Annotated in this window: 17 protein-coding genes; 2 read left to right on the forward strand and 15 right to left on the reverse strand. The window is 47.1% G+C overall.

The window, feature by feature from the left end; all coding sequences use genetic code 11:
• Positions 1–193: 193 nt before the first annotated feature.
• Positions 194–1,216: a Na/Pi symporter gene (locus tag NSQ57_RS16500; RefSeq protein ID WP_341039661.1), complete on the forward strand. Its 1,023-nt coding sequence runs from the start codon at positions 194–196 to the stop codon at positions 1,214–1,216.
• On the opposite strand, the gene NSQ57_RS16505 is transcribed toward NSQ57_RS16500, so the two are convergent.
• The 5 genes from NSQ57_RS16505 to prmA all read right to left on the reverse strand — a co-directional run bounded on the left by NSQ57_RS16505 (position 1,206) and on the right by prmA (position 5,703).
• Complete coding sequence (locus NSQ57_RS16505; protein ID WP_342425033.1) at positions 1,206–1,640, reverse strand: NUDIX domain-containing protein; 435 nt, start codon at positions 1,638–1,640, stop codon at positions 1,206–1,208. The genes NSQ57_RS16500 and NSQ57_RS16505 overlap by 11 nt on opposite strands.
• A 104-nt stretch (positions 1,641–1,744) precedes the next feature.
• A complete protein-coding gene (mtaB, locus tag NSQ57_RS16510; protein ID WP_341039662.1) occupies positions 1,745–3,088 on the reverse strand; it encodes a tRNA (N(6)-L-threonylcarbamoyladenosine(37)-C(2))-methylthiotransferase MtaB in 1,344 nt (447 codons plus the stop codon).
• A 1-nt stretch (position 3,089) separates the two neighbouring features.
• Positions 3,090–3,854, reverse strand: a complete 765-nt coding sequence (locus NSQ57_RS16515; RefSeq protein ID WP_029515345.1) for a 16S rRNA (uracil(1498)-N(3))-methyltransferase — start codon at positions 3,852–3,854, stop codon at positions 3,090–3,092.
• Between the two features lie 188 nt (positions 3,855–4,042).
• Positions 4,043–4,735, reverse strand: coding sequence for a site-2 protease family protein (locus NSQ57_RS16520; RefSeq protein ID WP_029515346.1), 693 nt, complete (start codon positions 4,733–4,735; stop codon positions 4,043–4,045).
• A gap of 2 nt (positions 4,736–4,737) precedes the next feature.
• Entirely contained in the window at positions 4,738–5,703 is a 966-nt protein-coding gene (prmA, locus tag NSQ57_RS16525; RefSeq protein ID WP_165148997.1) for a 50S ribosomal protein L11 methyltransferase, read from the reverse strand.
• A 39-nt stretch (positions 5,704–5,742) separates the two neighbouring features.
• On the opposite strand from prmA, the gene NSQ57_RS16530 reads away from it, so the two are divergent.
• Entirely contained in the window at positions 5,743–6,141 is a 399-nt protein-coding gene (locus NSQ57_RS16530; protein WP_141695525.1) for a hypothetical protein, read from the forward strand.
• Positions 6,142–6,225: 84 nt separating this feature from the next.
• Here NSQ57_RS16530 and NSQ57_RS16535 read toward each other — a convergent pair whose 3' ends face one another.
• The 10 genes from NSQ57_RS16535 to hrcA all read right to left on the reverse strand — a co-directional run bounded on the left by NSQ57_RS16535 (position 6,226) and on the right by hrcA (position 17,343).
• A complete protein-coding gene (locus NSQ57_RS16535) occupies positions 6,226–6,411 on the reverse strand; it encodes a YfhD family protein (protein ID WP_029515349.1) in 186 nt (61 codons plus the stop codon).
• A 24-nt stretch (positions 6,412–6,435) separates the two neighbouring features.
• The gene (locus tag NSQ57_RS16540; RefSeq protein ID WP_069012560.1) at positions 6,436–6,810 is read right to left on the reverse strand and encodes a hypothetical protein; all 375 of its coding nucleotides are present in this window, start codon (positions 6,808–6,810) and stop codon (positions 6,436–6,438) included.
• A gap of 168 nt (positions 6,811–6,978) precedes the next feature.
• Positions 6,979–8,175, reverse strand: a complete 1,197-nt coding sequence (locus tag NSQ57_RS16545; protein WP_029515351.1) for a malic enzyme-like NAD(P)-binding protein — start codon at positions 8,173–8,175, stop codon at positions 6,979–6,981.
• A 63-nt stretch (positions 8,176–8,238) separates the two neighbouring features.
• Positions 8,239–9,585, reverse strand: a complete 1,347-nt coding sequence (locus tag NSQ57_RS16550; RefSeq protein WP_318627849.1) for a 2-hydroxycarboxylate transporter family protein — start codon at positions 9,583–9,585, stop codon at positions 8,239–8,241.
• A 121-nt stretch (positions 9,586–9,706) separates the two neighbouring features.
• On the reverse strand, positions 9,707–10,414 hold the full coding sequence (gene dcuR / locus NSQ57_RS16555; RefSeq protein ID WP_029515353.1) for a two-component system response regulator DcuR: 708 nt from the start codon (positions 10,412–10,414) through the stop codon (positions 9,707–9,709).
• Positions 10,407–12,062: a DcuS/MalK family sensor histidine kinase gene (dcuS, locus tag NSQ57_RS16560; RefSeq protein WP_080658565.1), complete on the reverse strand. Its 1,656-nt coding sequence runs from the start codon at positions 12,060–12,062 to the stop codon at positions 10,407–10,409. Before dcuS ends, dcuR begins: the two co-directional genes overlap by 8 nt.
• A 155-nt stretch (positions 12,063–12,217) precedes the next feature.
• Positions 12,218–13,348 (reverse strand): molecular chaperone DnaJ, encoded by a 1,131-nt coding sequence (dnaJ, locus tag NSQ57_RS16565; protein WP_029515355.1) that lies wholly within the window; start codon positions 13,346–13,348, stop codon positions 12,218–12,220.
• A 247-nt stretch (positions 13,349–13,595) separates the two neighbouring features.
• Positions 13,596–15,440 (reverse strand): molecular chaperone DnaK, encoded by a 1,845-nt coding sequence (dnaK, locus tag NSQ57_RS16570; protein WP_342425035.1) that lies wholly within the window; start codon positions 15,438–15,440, stop codon positions 13,596–13,598.
• Between the two features lie 177 nt (positions 15,441–15,617).
• Positions 15,618–16,190: a nucleotide exchange factor GrpE gene (grpE, locus tag NSQ57_RS16575; RefSeq protein ID WP_029515357.1), complete on the reverse strand. Its 573-nt coding sequence runs from the start codon at positions 16,188–16,190 to the stop codon at positions 15,618–15,620.
• Between the two features lie 121 nt (positions 16,191–16,311).
• Positions 16,312–17,343: a heat-inducible transcriptional repressor HrcA gene (gene hrcA / locus NSQ57_RS16580; RefSeq protein WP_029515358.1), complete on the reverse strand. Its 1,032-nt coding sequence runs from the start codon at positions 17,341–17,343 to the stop codon at positions 16,312–16,314.
• Positions 17,344–17,445: the final 102 nt, after the last annotated feature.

Below are 17,445 nucleotides of genomic sequence, written 5' to 3' on the forward strand. Positions count from 1 at the left end.
CGCTTCTCCAGATTCAAATGATCCGCTTCGCTACTGCCCGCCTGTATATCGGCGTCACGCTTTTAAAGCTTGTGAAGATACTACAAAAATTATCGTTTTCCTAAAAAGAGCTTAGCCATGCTTGTCATGGCTGTCCTCGACAGATCATAGGCTGTTACATAAGTATTTTCACCTAGAAAAGGGGGCTATGCCCGTGCTTATACATGTTATACTCCCGCTGTGCGGCGGACTGTTTATTTTTTTGGGCGGGATGAAGCTGATGGAAGCAGCCCTCCGGCATTTGGCTGGCCCCTTCCTCACCCGTTGGCTGAACCGCGCCACCGTTTCCCCTTGGCGGGGTATGCTGTTCAGTTCAGGCATTACCGCCCTGTTGCAAAGCAGCACCGCTGTAACGGTGCTGACGATCGGACTGGTCAACGCCGGGCTATTGACCTATGGCCGTACGCTCGGCATCATTCTTGGCACCAATATCGGTACCTGTCTCACCACCGAGCTGATGGGGCTCCAGCTTGGCAAGCTGGCTGTTCCGCTGCTCTGCGGCTCACTGCTCTGCTGGAGCGCCGCCGTACTGTGGGGAGAATCAATCTCCGTTCGCCAGTACGCGTCTGCCGGAGTTTCACCCGGCTCCAATGGGCTTAGCCCTCCGCAGGCTGTACAATATATCAGCCTCGTATTTGCTGGATTTTCGCTGATTCTGGCGGGTATCCGCGTAATGCAAACGGTCGGCCCATGGATTGAGCAGGCCGGACTATTCCGCTGGTTTCTTGATCACGCTGCGGCCAACATGTGGTGGGCCTTCGCTGCGGGTGCCTGCCTGACCGCACTGGTTCACAGTAGCGCAGCCGTTATTGGCATGGCGATCAGCCTTGCCGCTGCGGGTGCCTTGCCAGCCGATGTGGGGATCGCCATCGTCATCGGCTCCAATGTAGGCACCTGCGTAACCGCCCTGATTGCCGCTGTTGGTGGCAGCGTGTCCGGCAAATTTGTAGCCTGGTCCCATGTGCTGCTGAACGTAGGCGGAGCCTTGCTCTTTATGCCGTTGATCCCTGGGCTAGAAATGGCCGCCGCCTGGATATCTACCGAGCCCGGAGCCAAGGTAGCCCATGCCCAAACCCTGTTTAACGTCATTAGCTCTCTGCTGGTCTTGCCTCTGTGCTACCTACCTGTATGGACGCGTTTAGAGGATCGTATATCTCCCCACAGAATCAAACGTTAATTCCTAGCATGGACAGCGCCTTGCTCAAAATGACATCATTATTGTCATATCCGCCCTGGCGCTGGAGAAGCCATGCTTCCTCAGGCTTATGCCATGCAACTCCCTTAATTTCTTCGATTTGTGCCTGTAAATCCCCATCTAGTGCCTCTACAAGATAATAGTGTACTTCTTTATCCACTTCCCCAAATTCCGGATGCTGATACGTATAAGCAATCATATCTACATGCTGGATAATCCGCCCGTTCAACCCTGTTTCCTCGCGAATTTCACGTAAAGCCGTCTGTTCGATTGTTTCTCCCAACTCCATTTTTCCTTTAGCCAAGGATACCTTGCCATATCGGTCAGTAATGAGCTGAATTTCAAGCTGCTCCCCCTGTTTGCGAAACACAACACCGCCTGCGGAAATTTCCTTTTTTGTTGCCATCCTGTAATCTCCCTTCCTTGCGCAACAAGGATTCCGTCCTCTCTGTAAGGAAAGGCGAAATCCTTGTTTGCCATCTCTATTGCCTTTTCAGGCTTTTTTTGTTCTTACAGAGCTGTTTGCAGCCCATTCTCCAGTACGCGAACCAATTGGCCTTCACTTTCATTAATGCCTGCCTTCGTTAGCTTCACGCGGCATACCTTGCCAACCAGATCCTCAGTACCTTCAAACGCCAGTTGAATATAATTGTCACTATATCCATGGAGTATGCCGCTATCTTCGGTCCCTTTCGGCGCAACTTCCGGAATGACCTCCAGCACCTGACCTACAAACTTCTCAACATACGCCAGTTGCATTTGCTCTGACAGTTGTATCAGCTCATGCACTCGTACATTTTTCACGTCTTCGTCCACCTGATCCTCCATACGCGCCGCAGGAGTTCCACTACGCTTGGAGTACGGAAACACATGCATTTCCGAAAAACCGATTTTTTTCATCAGCTCATAGCCATTGCGGAACATTTCATCCGTCTCCCCAGGGAAGCCGACAATTACGTCCGTTGTAATCGCAACATCGGGCATTGCTTTGCGAATCATAAGCATTTTGTTATAAAACTCTTCTGTGGTGTACTTACGACGCATCCGTTTCAATACAGTGTCGTCCCCCGCCTGAAGCGGTATATGAAAATGACGAACCAGCTTGGTGGAACGGTTCAGTACATCAAGCATTTTTTCATCAATCTGGCTGGCTTCAATCGAACTGATGCGGATACGCTCCAGCCCTTCCACCTTCTCCAGATCCCACAGCAGATCAGATAGGTCATAATTATCCATGTCGTCACCATAACCGCCAGTATGGATACCAGTGAGTACTATTTCCTTGTAGCCTGCGTGTACCAGTTGACGCGCCTGTGCAATAATGCTCGCAGCGTCACGACTGCGGGATAGCCCCCGCGACCATGGAATGATGCAGAAGGTACAGAAGTTATTGCACCCATCCTGAATTTTCAAAAAGGCCCGAGTATGATTAGCAAAATCAGGCACATCCATTTCCTCAAATACACGCGTTTTCATAATATTGCGCACGGCGTTCACTGGTTGACGCGTCCCTTGAATTTCCTGCACGAACGGAATGATTTTGTCCCGATCTTGAGTCCCGATAACGAGATCAACGCCAGGAATATCCATAATTTCGGCAGGAGAAGTTTGGGCATAACAGCCCGTCACTGCAACAATGGCATCTGGATTCCGGCGAATCGCGCGGCGAATGATCTGACGACTCTTTTTATCACCGGTATTCGTAACGGTACATGTATTAATAAGATAGACATCCGCGGTCTGCTCATCAAAGTCCACCTGTTCATAACCTTCATTTTTAAACAGCTGCCAGATCGCTTCTGTATCATAAAAGTTTACCTTACAGCCCAATGTGTAAAATGCCACTGACGGCATATTAAACCCCTCCCATTTCTCCTGTCTCATATAAAATGCAAGCCAATGCAGCCATTCCTGCGGTCTCAGCACGCAAAATACGTCTTCCCAGTCCTGTAGACTGGGCCCCAGCCTGCTCGGCCTCCAGGCTTTCCGCTTCAGTAAAGCCGCCTTCCGGGCCTACCACCAGCAGAACACGCGGCATGTCCGTCGACGCCCATTGTCCTACCAATGGCTGGATTACATCCCGTAGCTGCTGACCCTGCTCTTTTTCATAACAATAACATATCAAATCATACCCAGCAAAAGAAGCCAGAAGTTCTTTCCACGTCATTGGCGCACTAATTTCTGGAATCCGGTTACGGTGGCTTTGTTCAGCCGCTTCCTTCACAATCTTGCGCCAACGCTCCAGTCGCTTGCCTTCTTTTTTGGCATCATACTGCACGACCGTACGCTCGGACAAAAACGGTACAAACCCGGTTGCTCCGATTTCTGTACATTTTTGCATCACCGTCTCCATCTTGTCTCCTTTAGGAAGACTCTGAGCGATGGTGACCTGCACATGCGGTTCAGAGGTCATCTTCAGCGGCTCAATAATCGTCGCCGTAACATGATCCTGCTCTATCGTATCCAATGCAGCCAGTGCTTCCCTAGATACCCCGTCACTGACTATAATTTTGTCACCACTACGGCCCCGCATGACTTTAGCGATATGCCGCGCGTCCTCACCCGCAACAATCACGTGATCTTCTAGAAATTGCTCTGCCGGAATAAAATAACGCTGCATTCTCTCTCACACCTATTCCTGGATTTTGCAAAAATCCTCATTCTAAAAATAACTGTTATCCACTAATGTTCCGTACAAAATCCGAATAAATCACCAAGCAACATCATATCATCTTTTGCGCCTGTATGACCAGTCTGTTCACTCTTCTATTCAAGGTATACCTACCATTCTCGTAAAAAAAGGAGCCCTTAGGCTCCGAACAATCCAGTGATATAAAAAGAGAACTGCAAAAACTGTATATAAATCATCTGGGCCAGCGTGTAAAGAGGTTCAATCGTTACAACTCGAACCTGTGGAATGACCAGGATAAGCAGAAAAATAAAGATCGACCACTGTTCAAACTGCTGGAGTTTGCGACGTACAGGAGTGGGGGCCACATCTTCCACAATCCGGTATCCATCCAGTGGAGGCAGTGGGATCAAATTAAAGATAAACAAAAACAGATTTAAATTGATCAAAGCATTGATAAACAAATAGATTGCTTGAGCCACCCGTTGGTTCTCCATCCCCGGCAATACTTGAAAATGAAGGAGCACGGCATAGATTAAAGTAGTAACAAATGCAAGCAGCAGATTGCTGAGCGGACCCGCAGCCGATACAATAATGCCCATGAGGCGCGGACGACTAAAGTTATCACGATTAACCGGAACTGGCTTGGCCCAGCCAAAGCCTCCGATCAGCAGCAGTAGCGTACCCAGCAGGTCAATATGCACTGCCGGATTTAAAGTCACGCGCCCAAGTAGCTTGGCTGTAGGGTCACCAAATTTATTGGCATAAAATGCATGTGCAAACTCATGAACCGTGAACGATATGATCACGGCCAGCAAATAAAATGGAAGAACATTTAAATTTACACGAAAAATATTTTGTAAAAAATCCATACTTACCTCTTTCTCGCCACAAACGCCAGCCAATCTTCATCCCGGCTTATTTCGGCAATCTCAAAGCCAGCTGCCTTCAACGCAGTTTCGACAACTTCTTCTTTGTTCTTCCAAATCCCTGAAGCAATATAAATACCACCTGGTTCCAGGGCTTTATATACATCGTCAATGAACAGCAAAATAATCTCTGCCAATATATTAGCTACCACTAGCTTGACGGGTAACTGGATACCCAGCGTTGGATCGCTTGCATTAAGCACCGATAGCAAATCACTTTCTTTAATGGTAATGCGTTCCTCCAGCCCGTTCAGACGCGTATTTTCCCGCGCACTGGATACTGCCACCGGATCCAGATCCAAGGCAAGTACATGCTTCGCTCCCAGCTTTACAGCTCCAATGGCCAAAATACCGGAACCCGTGCCGACATCAATGACTTCTTCCCCGCCCTTAATCACAGATTCCAGCGTTCTCAGACAAAGGGATGTCGTAGGATGCGTTCCAGTCCCGAAGGCCATACCAGGGTCCAGCTCAATGATTTTTTCCTCTTCACTCGCAGGCTCATAGTCCTCCCAAGTAGGTTTAATCGTCAGACGGTCCGACACACGCAAAGGCTTGAAATATTGCTTCCAAGCATTTGCCCAGTCATCCTCATCAACTGTTTTCAGTTCATACTGAACCTCACCAGGGTCAATATCGAAAGTTCTCAATTCTTTGACGCGCGGCTCAATTTGCGAACGAATACTATCCATGTCCACTTCTTCGGCAAAATAGCCTTTGATGATCGCTTGTCCTTCAGGTATGTCGTTCAAAGGTCGATCATACCACTGTCCATAGGACGTATCCCGCGGCTTGTTGAGCGAACCGGATTCTTCAATGGAAACCCCTCCTGCACCTGCTTCGTGCAGAAAATTCGAAATCATTTCGATGGCTTCTTCGGTTGTATGTATTGTAATTTCATTCCACAACATGGTTTTCATTTCCTCCTCATTTCACATGCATACATTACATTGTACTATATACATGCACAGGAGTTCAAAAAAGCTGGTAATCGTCCTTTTCCGATTTCTCCAGCCGGACTTGGAATTGCTACGACATCTGTATTTATTGATCCTGCTATTTCTGGTGCTGTCAACAACCGTGTAGAGTTAAAAGCCTCGATTGGACTACGTTTCGTCGGTGTCGGCAACATTAGAGTACTTGTACGTATATGGAGAGCCGGCAAGGAAATTTATTACGGACTGGAATCCAATGTCTTCGATAACAATATTATTCTTAATGTCGAAACGGTAGACGTTGCGCCTCTGGGCGTGCAAAACTACCAACTAATTATTGAAAATCAAACGCCTGCGACTACTGCTTTCGTCGCCGGTCCTCTTGTTTTTAGTGCAACAGCATACAGCGGATAATGAATAGAAAAAGGAAAGAACACAAATAAAACGGGCTATCCCACAAATCATCCTATTGATGGAGATAACCCGTCTTATTAAATTCTACTCATTGTCGTTTATGATACGCTGCTGACGACGGTCAGCTCCTTCGCTACGCCGGATCGCTTCCAGATCCTCAGCATCTGCCTGATCTGCTGAGAACTCAACATCTTCATTTTTAGCAGATTGCATGCGTTTGATTTTCTCTGTTTTGGTTAGCACTTTATCAAACCGTTTGTTTTTAGACATCGGTCACTGCCCCTTCCAAACTTTTCACAGCATTCCACCCGCTTGTTCCACGATGGACATTGCCTGATGATGAATGGATTCATCCACCACAGCAGTCAACAAAATATCGCGGCCTGTCGGTCCGCCCTGTCCTCCATCACTCATGCCACTGGCGGACGGATCAGCCGCAGCCAGTATTGCTGGAGTTGCATCTGTAAAGTCCACGCCCTGTGTCAATGAGGACAAGCTGCTAATCTGTCCTGAAAATACAGGCAATCCGGCGTTGCCAGTAGACTGCCGCGGATACCGGCTAAATCGGTCTATCGACACATCGGCTGCCCGGAGAGCTTCCAGTTTTCTAGCAGCTCCCTGTGCTTCCTCAGGACTTTTGAAATACGCCAAAATATTTTTTTCGCCCATCTCAAAATCTCCCTGTGTAGTATTGAGCGCAACTGCTCTTCAAGAGCATAGAGCGTTACGCTTTGTTATATCCTGCTCATTGGCACGATTTTATATTCCGACGGATGCAGACGATATCAAGAACAGTAGGCCAAGACAGTGAACCAGAGTTTGTGAAGAGCATAACTTTTACGGGTGTAAAACAGCTGCTGGAGCTTCACCTGACTTAGCTACTCCTGTCTCCCAAGCAGCGCGAATAACTGCATCCCGTACCTTTTGAACCACCTTCGGATTAAAGACATTCGGTATGATATAAGTTTCACTTAGCTCCTCAGGACAGATCGCATCAGCGATGGCAAGTCCGGCAGCTAGTTTCATTTCCTCATTAATCGTCGTAGCATGACAATCTAGAGCACCCCGGAAAATTCCCGGGAAGCACAGCACATTGTTAATCTGATTTGGAAAATCGGAGCGGCCAGTAGCGAGCACACGTACATAAGGTGCAGCTACAGCCGGATCGATTTCCGGAATCGGATTCGCCATGGCGAACACAATAGGATCAGTTGCCATGCTCTGTATATCCTCTACAGTCAGTATGTTCGGGCCTGACACACCGATGAATACATCAGCTCCCACAATCACCTCGGATAAACTCCCACTTAAATTGTGCGGATTAGTCATGTTCGCATACTCTGTCCAATGCGGATTACTGTACTCCACATCACGGTGAATAGCTCCCTGTCGATCAACGCCAATCAGATTGCGCACACCTGCCTTAAGCAGCATACGGGAGCAGGCCATACCCGCTGCACCGATTCCTGCAAATACGACTTTGACATCCTCCATTTTTTTGCCACATACCTTTAATGCATTGACCAGACCCGCTAACACAACGACTGCCGTACCATGTTGATCATCATGAAATACTGGAATGTCCAGTTCCTGCTTCAACCGTCTCTCGATTTCAAAACAGCGTGGCGAAGATATATCCTCCAAATTAATGCCGCCAAAAGCAGGAGCAATCATTTTAACAATTTGAACAATTTCATCAGCGTCCTTCGTGTTGAGACAAATCGGAAAGGCGTCGACACCTGCAAATTGTTTGAACAACACCGCTTTACCCTCCATTACAGGCATAGCGGCCTCCGGTCCGATATCTCCTAATCCAAGTACCGCGGTTCCGTCTGAAACGACTGCTACTGTATTCTTTTTGATCGTTAATTGATACGCTTTGGCTGGGTCATTGGCGATTTCCATACAAATTTCAGCTACACCCGGCGTATACACTTTGGACAACCCTTCCATCGTTTCAATTGGCTTCTTTGGTAAGGTCTCCATTTTGCCACCTGCGTGTAATTCTCTAATTTCATCTATTAAACTGCTCATATTTTTCTCCATCCTTTCATGTCTCTATTTGGATATGAAACTCAATCCTGTGTATAAAACTCATCAGCTCCATAATTGGAGTAACAAAGTTGCTAAAATGACCGTGCCTGCCCCTCCAATACGTGTTGCAATTTGCGCAAAAGGCATCAGTTCCATCCTATTGGATGCAGACAGAATGGCTACATCTCCCGTGCCCCCTAATCCACCGCGACAACTGGTCACCAAAGCAGCTTCTACGGGATACATGTGAATCCATTTTCCTGTGAAGTATCCTGTAACAATCAATGCAACTACAACAGATGCGCAGGTGATGGCATAAGGAACCGTTAAGATCCCAACCACACTATCCAAAGGTACATACAAAATACCCAATCCCACCATCAAGGGCCATGTCAGACTTGCCGTTATACATTTGTATAAGTGAAAAGCTCCCTGCTCCAATGTGTTCGGCATAATCTGAATGCACTTAATTAACGCCGCCGCCAGAATCATGAGGATCGGACCTGGAATATGGAGATACGGCTCCAGCAACTTACCTACAATAAAGAAAGTGCAAGCTAACAGCAGACCTCCTCCCATCAATGGAAAAGAAATCGATTGTTCCAGACTTGCCGGGGCTAGCTTTTCTACATCTTTCTCCAGTTTCAATAACCTCCCGTTACCTGAAGTTTTTGGATTTTTCTCCGCTAATCTCTTCAGAATACCCGCACCTATGATTGCAACAATGTTCCCGATAATTGCAGCGGGGATAAATTGAGACACGAATATTGCCGAATCCTTGCCCAGCACCAATCCATACGAAATGGACAACGGTAAAATGCCTTCCCCAATCCCACCGGAGATAATCGGAATGATGATGAAAAAAAATGTATGATAGGCGCTATAGCCAAAAGCCATACCCACCACCATCCCCACAGCAACAGCTGCAATAGATCCTATAATAATGGGAGCAAAAATTTTGACAATTCCGTTCATCAGCATTTTCCGATCCATACCCAGAATACTCCCAGTTACTAGACATGCGATGTAGAAGTAAAGAAAATTCGAGGTTTTCATAAGCGTGTGTACCGCACCCATCGCAGATGGACTGAACATATTCCAAAATACCATTAACGATGGGACCATAAGAGATAAAATGGCCGGCCCGCCAATATGCTTAAGCAACGGAAGTTTGGCCCCTAGATCACTGAGCAGTATGCCCAAAATCATGATGACGGCAAACCCGCCCAATAGATCGTTCGGAAGTCTTTCAGTAATTGCAGCTGCATAAACAATCAGCGCGATCACGGCATAGAGCGGAAGAGGAATAACTCCCACCTTTACCCTGCCCAGCATTCTGATGCCATCTACAAAATTTTTACTCCATCTTTGCCCCTTCTGAATGACAGGCTGATTCGTAGCATTTTCCATAAGTCTCCCTCCAAAAAGTGAAGAATGATGATCATGTTTCCATTCTACACCTTGGAAAACGCTTTATTTGGTTTTAAAACTAATCATTCACTTTTGTAATTAAAGTAATCGGAAAGAAGACTTATATAAAACTATTCATGATACCTTCTGCCTGTGGTAATATTCGATATTGGTAAACGGGGCGCCCTATGGTACCGTATATGGTTTCCATGGAAAGAGCTTCAATCTCTGTCATAAAAGCCAGGTACTTGCGCATAGACACCCTGGATATCCCTGCGCTCTCCGCAATATCCTCGGTGGAAAATAGCACCTTATGATGCCGCTGGATACAATTCCATATCATAGCCAGCGTGGATTTAGTTATGCCTTTGGGCAACCTTGCCAAGTCTTTAGTCAAGCTTTTATGATAAATGAGTCGGTCCAGCTCCTCCTGAGAAAGTAGACTGCGCTCACGTACGATGCTAATGTGCTCTCGGTACCCCGTGAGGGCCTCCAAAAAACGGTTAAAGTGGAACGGCTTAATCAAGTAATCCACCGCCCCAAAGTTCATCGCTTTTTTGACACTGTTCATGTCACTTGCAGCCGAGATGACAATGACATCTATATTTACACCTGTCTCCCGTATGAATGACAGTAAATCGAGGCCATTGCTTTCCTGCATATACACATCTAGTAATATCAGATCAATGGCTTGTTCAGCTATAAATTTCCTAGCCTCTTCCACAGAAGAAGCCCAACCCCCACATCGAAAACCTTCCACCTGCTCCATATATTTGCGGTTAAATTCCGCAACCATCGGATCATCTTCTACAATCAGGACATTAATCATGTTCATCATTCCCCGCTATAATGTATGGAATCGTAATCTGAAAACAGCATCCTTGCTCGGCTGGGATCAACTTTATACTTCCCTGTAATCTTTTCACGCTTTGCGTCACGAGATAAAGCCCCATCCCTCGTGACTCTCCCTTGGTCGAAAAGCCTTTTTCAAATATAGCCTTCACAAGCCCTTCCGGTATACCCGGACCATTATCGCACATGATACAGGTCAGATAGCCATTCTTGTGGCTTTCCTCATAATAAAGTGAAAGGGTAATCCGCTTGTGCTCCAAAGATTCCATAGCCTCTACCGCATTATCAAACAGATTGCCAAGAATAGTAATCAGTTCATGTGTCGTTTGAGTTTGACTGGATTCGGGCAAGTAACTACCTGGAGTCAGTTCAAAACTTACGCCTACCTCTCTGGCCCGGCTTAATTTTCCCAACACAAACCCTGCCATTACTGGGTCCCTGATCTGCCGGGTGATGGAGCCAATTTCCACTTGATGATGCTCGACGGCATCCATAATGTAATGCTCCAGTTTATCGTACATTCGCAAGTGTACCATTCCCATTATGACATGCAGCTTGTTCATAAATTCATGAGCCTGCGCACGTAGTGCTTCCGTGTACAGGGACACTCCTGTCAAACGTTCTGCCAGCTGGTTCATTTCCGTTTTATCTCGAAAGGTTACAATTGCTCCCACAATTTCCCCTTTGACCCGTATCGGAACACTGGTAGTCAGCAAAGTTATTCCACCCAGCTCCATTTCCTCATCCATTTGTGGAGTACTCGCTTCCAGGACCTCTTGCAATCGAAAAGCGGATAGATAAACGGTAATTTCCTGTCCGGAGAATGAGAAATCTTCAATCCCCGCTTGTCTAAGTAGACGAATCGCTTCTGCATTCATCAGCATGACGCGACCGAATTCATCTACCGCAATAACTCCTTCCTTGATGGATTGCAGCATAGCGCTGCGTTCCTCCAGCAAGCGTGCGATTTCCGGCGGCTCCAGACCGACCAGCATATTTTTGATTTTACGAGCCAGCACTACCGCACCTCCAGTGCCGATCAATATTCCGATGCCAAGGGCGATAGCAATAAGACGGTTGTTGCCTTCCTGAGCCATCTGTACATCTTGCATGGATATACCAACAACAATCGCCCCTACCTGCTTCCCCGTTGAACTGAACACGGGGGAAAAGGCTCGCATGGACAAGCCCAATGTACCCTTCGCAACGGACACGCTCTCATGGCCATGAAGTGCAGTATACTCGTCTCCACCGACAAAAGCTTTGCCGATCATCCTAGCATCCGGGTGCGTTTTACGAATTCCCTTCATATCCATAGCCACGATGAACTGGATGTGATTTGCTACTGAGACCCTCTTTACATACTCCTGCATGGAAAGAGACGAACCTGTCCCTTGCAATTGCTCGACAATAAGCGGCGTATGGGCGAGTGTACGCGCGATGGACATTGCCTTTTCTTCCAGTCCCTTCTCAGTTTCCTGCTCCACTCTCTCCGCAAATAACAGGGTTACAGGCAGAAGCACAAGTGCCATAACTAGACATACTAGCAGTGTAATTAGGCCTCTGAGCTTTAATAGTGGTTTACCCCGACGCAGCTTGAGCTGTACATTTCCGATGGAACTCACCCCTTTCTACTTGATATTAAGTCTCGATAGTTCAACATGCCTATACAAAAATGGTTATGTATGTGTTTACCTGAATATAAAAAAAGGAACTACCCCGCAATTGCGGAATAGTTTCCTTTGATTCATGGTTGAAGCTCCGCGATTTCTAATTGGGCTTAGTCGCCTCGGAAGGCGCGCTTCACACGGTCAAAAAAAGACTGCTCATTCTCATGCGTCTGTTCTCCGCTAAGCGAAGAGAACTGACGCAGCAAATCCTTTTGTTCCTCACTCAGCTTGCTAGGCGTTATCACAACTACCTTAATATGCTGGTCACCCTGACCAACGCCACGCAGTTTTGGCACACCTTTTCCTTTAAGACGGAAGTAAGTACCTGTTTGCGTACCTGCTGGAACTTTCAACTTCACTTTCTCGGTCAACGTCGGGATCTCGACTTCATCTCCCAATGCTGCCTGTGAGAACGTCAGCGGAATTTCGCAGTAGATATCGTCTCCCTCACGCTCAAAGAAGTCGTGCGATTTCACACGGAACACGACGTACAAGTCACCTGCCGGTCCTCCGTTGACACCGCCTTCGCCTTCACCGTTAATACGCATTTGTGCGCCGTCATCCACACCCGCTGGAATGCGAATATGAATTTTACGTTGCTTGCGTACCCGACCGGAACCGCTACAAGTCGTACATTTTTCTTTAATGATTTTACCGGAACCGCCGCAATTAGAGCAGGCGCGTCGATTAACCATACGACCAAACGGTGTATTCTGCACCACTTCTTCCTGTCCGCTGCCGTGGCAGACGGAGCAGGTTTGTGGTTGAGTACCCGCTTTGGCTCCCGTACCGTGACACGTATCACATGTTTCTGTACGTTCAATATGAATGTCGGTTTCTTTACCGAACACCGCTTCCTTGAACTCAATCGTCATCGTATATTGAAGATCGTTCCCACGCTGCGGTGCATTCGGATCACGTCGACCATTGCCGCCGCCACCAAAGAACATATCAAAAATATCGCCAAATCCGCCACCGAAGTCGGCACCACCACCGAAGCCGCCTCCCATGCCCTGGTTCGGGTCTACATGACCGTACTGGTCATATCTTGCCCGCTTCTGACCATCGCTGAGAACATCGTAAGCTTCTTTGACTTCTTTAAATTTAGTTTCCGCGTCCGCAGCCTTGTTCACGTCCGGATGATACTGACGCGCAAGCTTACGGTAAGCCTTTTTGACTTCATCATCCGAAGCGCCCTTCGCGACGCCCAGCACCTCATAATAATCACGCTTATCAGCCAATGTTCCACCCCCATGCCTACAACGTGTCTGCACTACATATAAAAGGAAAGCCAAAGGCACGGGATGACCCGGCTTTGACCTTCCCATCATTTCAAGGCAGTACAACCCGTAATATGCTTATTTATCTTGGAAATAACTGTTACCCTTCGGCTAATTGTTATTTATCAAGGCAGCTACGCTGCAATTACTATTCAGTATATCATAACGCATCGGTGTACCGTAAAGCTACCACTACCCGATCCGTAACTTAGTCTTTCTTCTGGTCTTCGTCAACAACTTCATAGTCCGCGTCAACCACATTGTGACGGCCTTTGCTGTCTGCTGCGCCGTCTTGGCCTTGTTGAGCCTGTGCTTCTTGAGCAGCTTGCTCATACAGCTTTACAGACAATTGCTGAACGATTTCAGTCAGTTCTTCAGTAGCTTTTTTGATATCTTCCAGGTTGTCGGTTTCCAGCGTTTTTTGCAGATTTTCTTTAGCTGCATTTGCTTTTTCGACTTCGCCTGCATCCGCTTTTTCGCCCAGATCTTTAATCGTTTTGTCTACGGAGTAGATCAGTTGATCCGCAGCGTTTTTCGCTTCTACCAAATCTTTGCGTTTTTTATCTTCTTCCGCATGCAACTCGGCATCCTTCATCATACGTTCTACTTCCTCGTCGCTCAAGCCGCTGGAAGATGTGATCGTAATTTTTTGGCTTTTGCCTGTGCCTTTATCTGTAGCGGATACGTTCACGATACCGTTCGCATCCAGATCAAAGGTAACTTCGATTTGCGGTACACCACGTGGTGCTGGAGGGATATCTCCCAATTGGAAGCGACCCAGTGTTTTGTTGCCTGCTGCCATTTCACGTTCACCTTGCAGCACGTGAATTTCTACGCTAGGCTGATTGTCCGCATATGTCGAGAATACCTGCGATTTGCTCGTAGGGATTGTCGTGTTACGATCAATCATTTTAGTAAATACGCCACCTGCGGTTTCAATACCGAGGGACAGTGGAGTTACGTCAAGAAGAACGACGTCTTTCACATCACCAGTCAGTACACCCGCTTGAACTGCCGCGCCCAAAGCTACCACTTCATCAGGATTTACGCCTTTGTGAGGCTCTTTACCTGTCAGCTTTTTGATTGCTTCTTGTACAGCCGGAATACGTGTGGAACCGCCGACCAGAACGATTTTATCGATGTCGCTGGCACTCATGCCTGCATCTTTCATCGCTTGACGAGTAGGTCCCAAAGTACGTTCTACCAGACCTTCAGACAATTCTTCAAATTTCGCACGAGTCAGGTTCAACTCCAAATGCTGTGGAACGCCATCAGCTACTGTGATAAACGGCAAAGAAATCGTCGTTGTCAGTACGCCAGACAGTTCTTTTTTCGCTTTTTCCGCTGCGTCTTTCAGACGTTGTACAGCAGCTTTATCTTTACTCAGGTCGATGCCTTGATCTTTTTTGAACTCATTTACGAGGTAATCAATAATCACTTGGTCAAAGTCATCGCCACCCAGCTTGTTATCGCCGCTTGTTGCTTTAACTTCGAAGAAACCGTCGCCCAGTTCCAGAATGGATACGTCGAATGTACCGCCACCCAGGTCATATACCAGGATCGTTTGGTCTTCGGATTTTTCCATACCATATGCCAATGCAGCTGCTGTTGGCTCATTGACAATCCGCAGAACTTCCAGACCGGCAATTTTACCTGCATCCTTGGTTGCTTGACGTTGACCGTCATTGAAGTAAGCTGGAACAGTGATAACAGCTTGAGAAACGGTTTGTCCCAGGTAAGCTTCAGCATCGGATTTCAGCTTTTGCAAAATCATAGCGGAAATTTCCTGTGCGGAATATTCTTTGCCGTCGATGCTTTCTTTATGATTTGTACCCATGTGACGCTTGATGGACATGATTGTACGATCCGGGTTTGTAATTGCTTGGCGTTTTGCCGTTTCCCCTACAGTACGTTCTCCATCTTTTTTGAAACCAACAACGGAAGGGGTTGTGCGCGCGCCTTCCGGATTTGGAATAACGACTGCTTCGCCGCCCTCCATAACAGCCACACAAGAGTTGGTTGTACCTAAGTCAATACCGATTACTTTGCTCATCGGACAATTCCTCCTTCTGTATATACGAGGCCCGCAGGCCAGAATGGTTGAATCAAAATGATGTATTTCTAATGTCATAATTTCGCAAAATTCGATTCCAGTCGCTCCAAAGTGCAATATTGTTCATTGAAAGTCGCTTATGGGATTTTTGCAAAATCCTCATGTATATTGAAAAAGCTACATGCTCACTTTTACCATCGCTGGACGAAGCACCTTGTCCTTCAGCATGTACCCTTTTTGTACCTCTTCAACAACAATGCCTTCCTCATGCTCTTCGCTCTCCACCTGCATAATAGCCTGATGGAAGTCAGGATTAAACGGTTGTCCCACCGAATTCATGGCCGTTACTCCTTCTGCCTGAAGCACACTCTCAAACTGGCGGAAAATCATTTCCACGCCTTTGCTGAATGACTCAGACTCCGCTCCTTGCGGTGCTGTTGCCAGCGCACGCTCGAAGTTATCCAAAACAGGCACCAACTCGGTAACCAGCTTCATAGATGCATATTTGGCAAGGTCTTCTTTTTCTTTCAGCGTACGACGGCGGAAATTATCAAAATCCGCCTGAGCGCGTAAAAACCGTTGCTGATGCTCTTCCGCCTGAGCGCGAAGCTTATTCAGCTCTGTTTCGCTTTCTTGGTCTTCCAGTGCCGCCGCTTCATTAACCGGCTCTTCCTGCTGGCTCGCTTCGGCGGCTTCCTCTGTGCTTACATTTTGTTGTTTTTCTTCTTGGAACGCTTGTTCTTCCTTCAAAATGTTTCACCTCCTTCAAGTCATAACTACCTTTACAAAAACACGCAACAATGCACCCGCGCAGGATACGAACCGTATCCAGACGCGGAACATGTAGTACCGCAACCTATGCGGCTTTGTTCTATTTAAACCGCTGCGTTAGCATTGCGGTCAAATCCTTAGACAGGATACCCAAAATATTAATAACTCTCGCATATTCCATCCGTGTCGGACCCAGTATGCCTATAGTGCCCAACGCTTCTCCGTCTACTGCATACGTAGCAGTAATCAGGCTGCAATTGGCAAACGCCTCATGATCATTTTCAGTGCCGATGCGGACTTGAATTTCAGGTGCCCCGACAACAGGTGTCATTAGTTTAAGCAGCGTTGGTGTTTCCTCCAGCAGATCGAGAATATGTTTAACCTTTTCTACATCTTTAAATTCAGGTTGATTAAGCATGTTTGTCGCACCGCTCAAATACAAGCGCTGATCCGATTCATTATCCAGTGCTTTATCCAGCACCTTCATAGCGTCCTCAAAATGAGACACATGCTTCTCCATCTCCTGACCAAGTGCGGTGTAAAGGCGTGATTTAAGCTGATAAATCGGCACACCGACCAGCTTGCTGTTCAGTAAATTCACAACCTTCTCCATCTCGGAAATCGAAATTCCCGGTGGAATATCTACCGTTTTGTTCTCCACCTGACCGGTATTGGTCACGATTATCGCCACAGCCGTCGTTTCGTTGAGCGGCAGCAGCTGAAAATGACGCAATGAAGTATGAAAAACCTCCGGCCCAAGCAGGATGGAAGTATAATTGGTCATATGGGACAAAATGCCTGACGCATGCTGGATCACTTGCTCCATTACATTCAGCTTTTCGGCATAAAAGGCTTTCAGTTCCCGCATTTCCATAGGCTTCAGTGTATTCAGTGGTACCAGATGGTCCACATAATAACGATAGCCTTTATGAGACGGGATGCGTCCCGCAGAAGTATGGGGTTGCTCCAGATAGCCCTGTTCCTCCAAATCCGACATTTCATTACGGATCGTGGCCGGGCTGAATCCGACATCCTGCCTTTTGGATATGCTGCGGGAACCCACTGGCTCAGCCGAACGAATGTAGTCATCAATAATCGCATTCAGAATGAGTCTCTGACGTTCGGTTAACAAGCGAATCCCCCCTTGTTGTTTATCCATAATAGCATGATTGTTAAATGGAATCATTAGCACTCGTTCGCGTTGAGTGCTAACCGATAATACAAAAATACCAAA

It is taken from the genome of Paenibacillus sp. FSL L8-0502 (assembly GCF_038593055.1).
GTDB classification, from domain to species: Bacteria; Bacillota; Bacilli; order Paenibacillales; family Paenibacillaceae; genus Paenibacillus; species Paenibacillus polymyxa_D.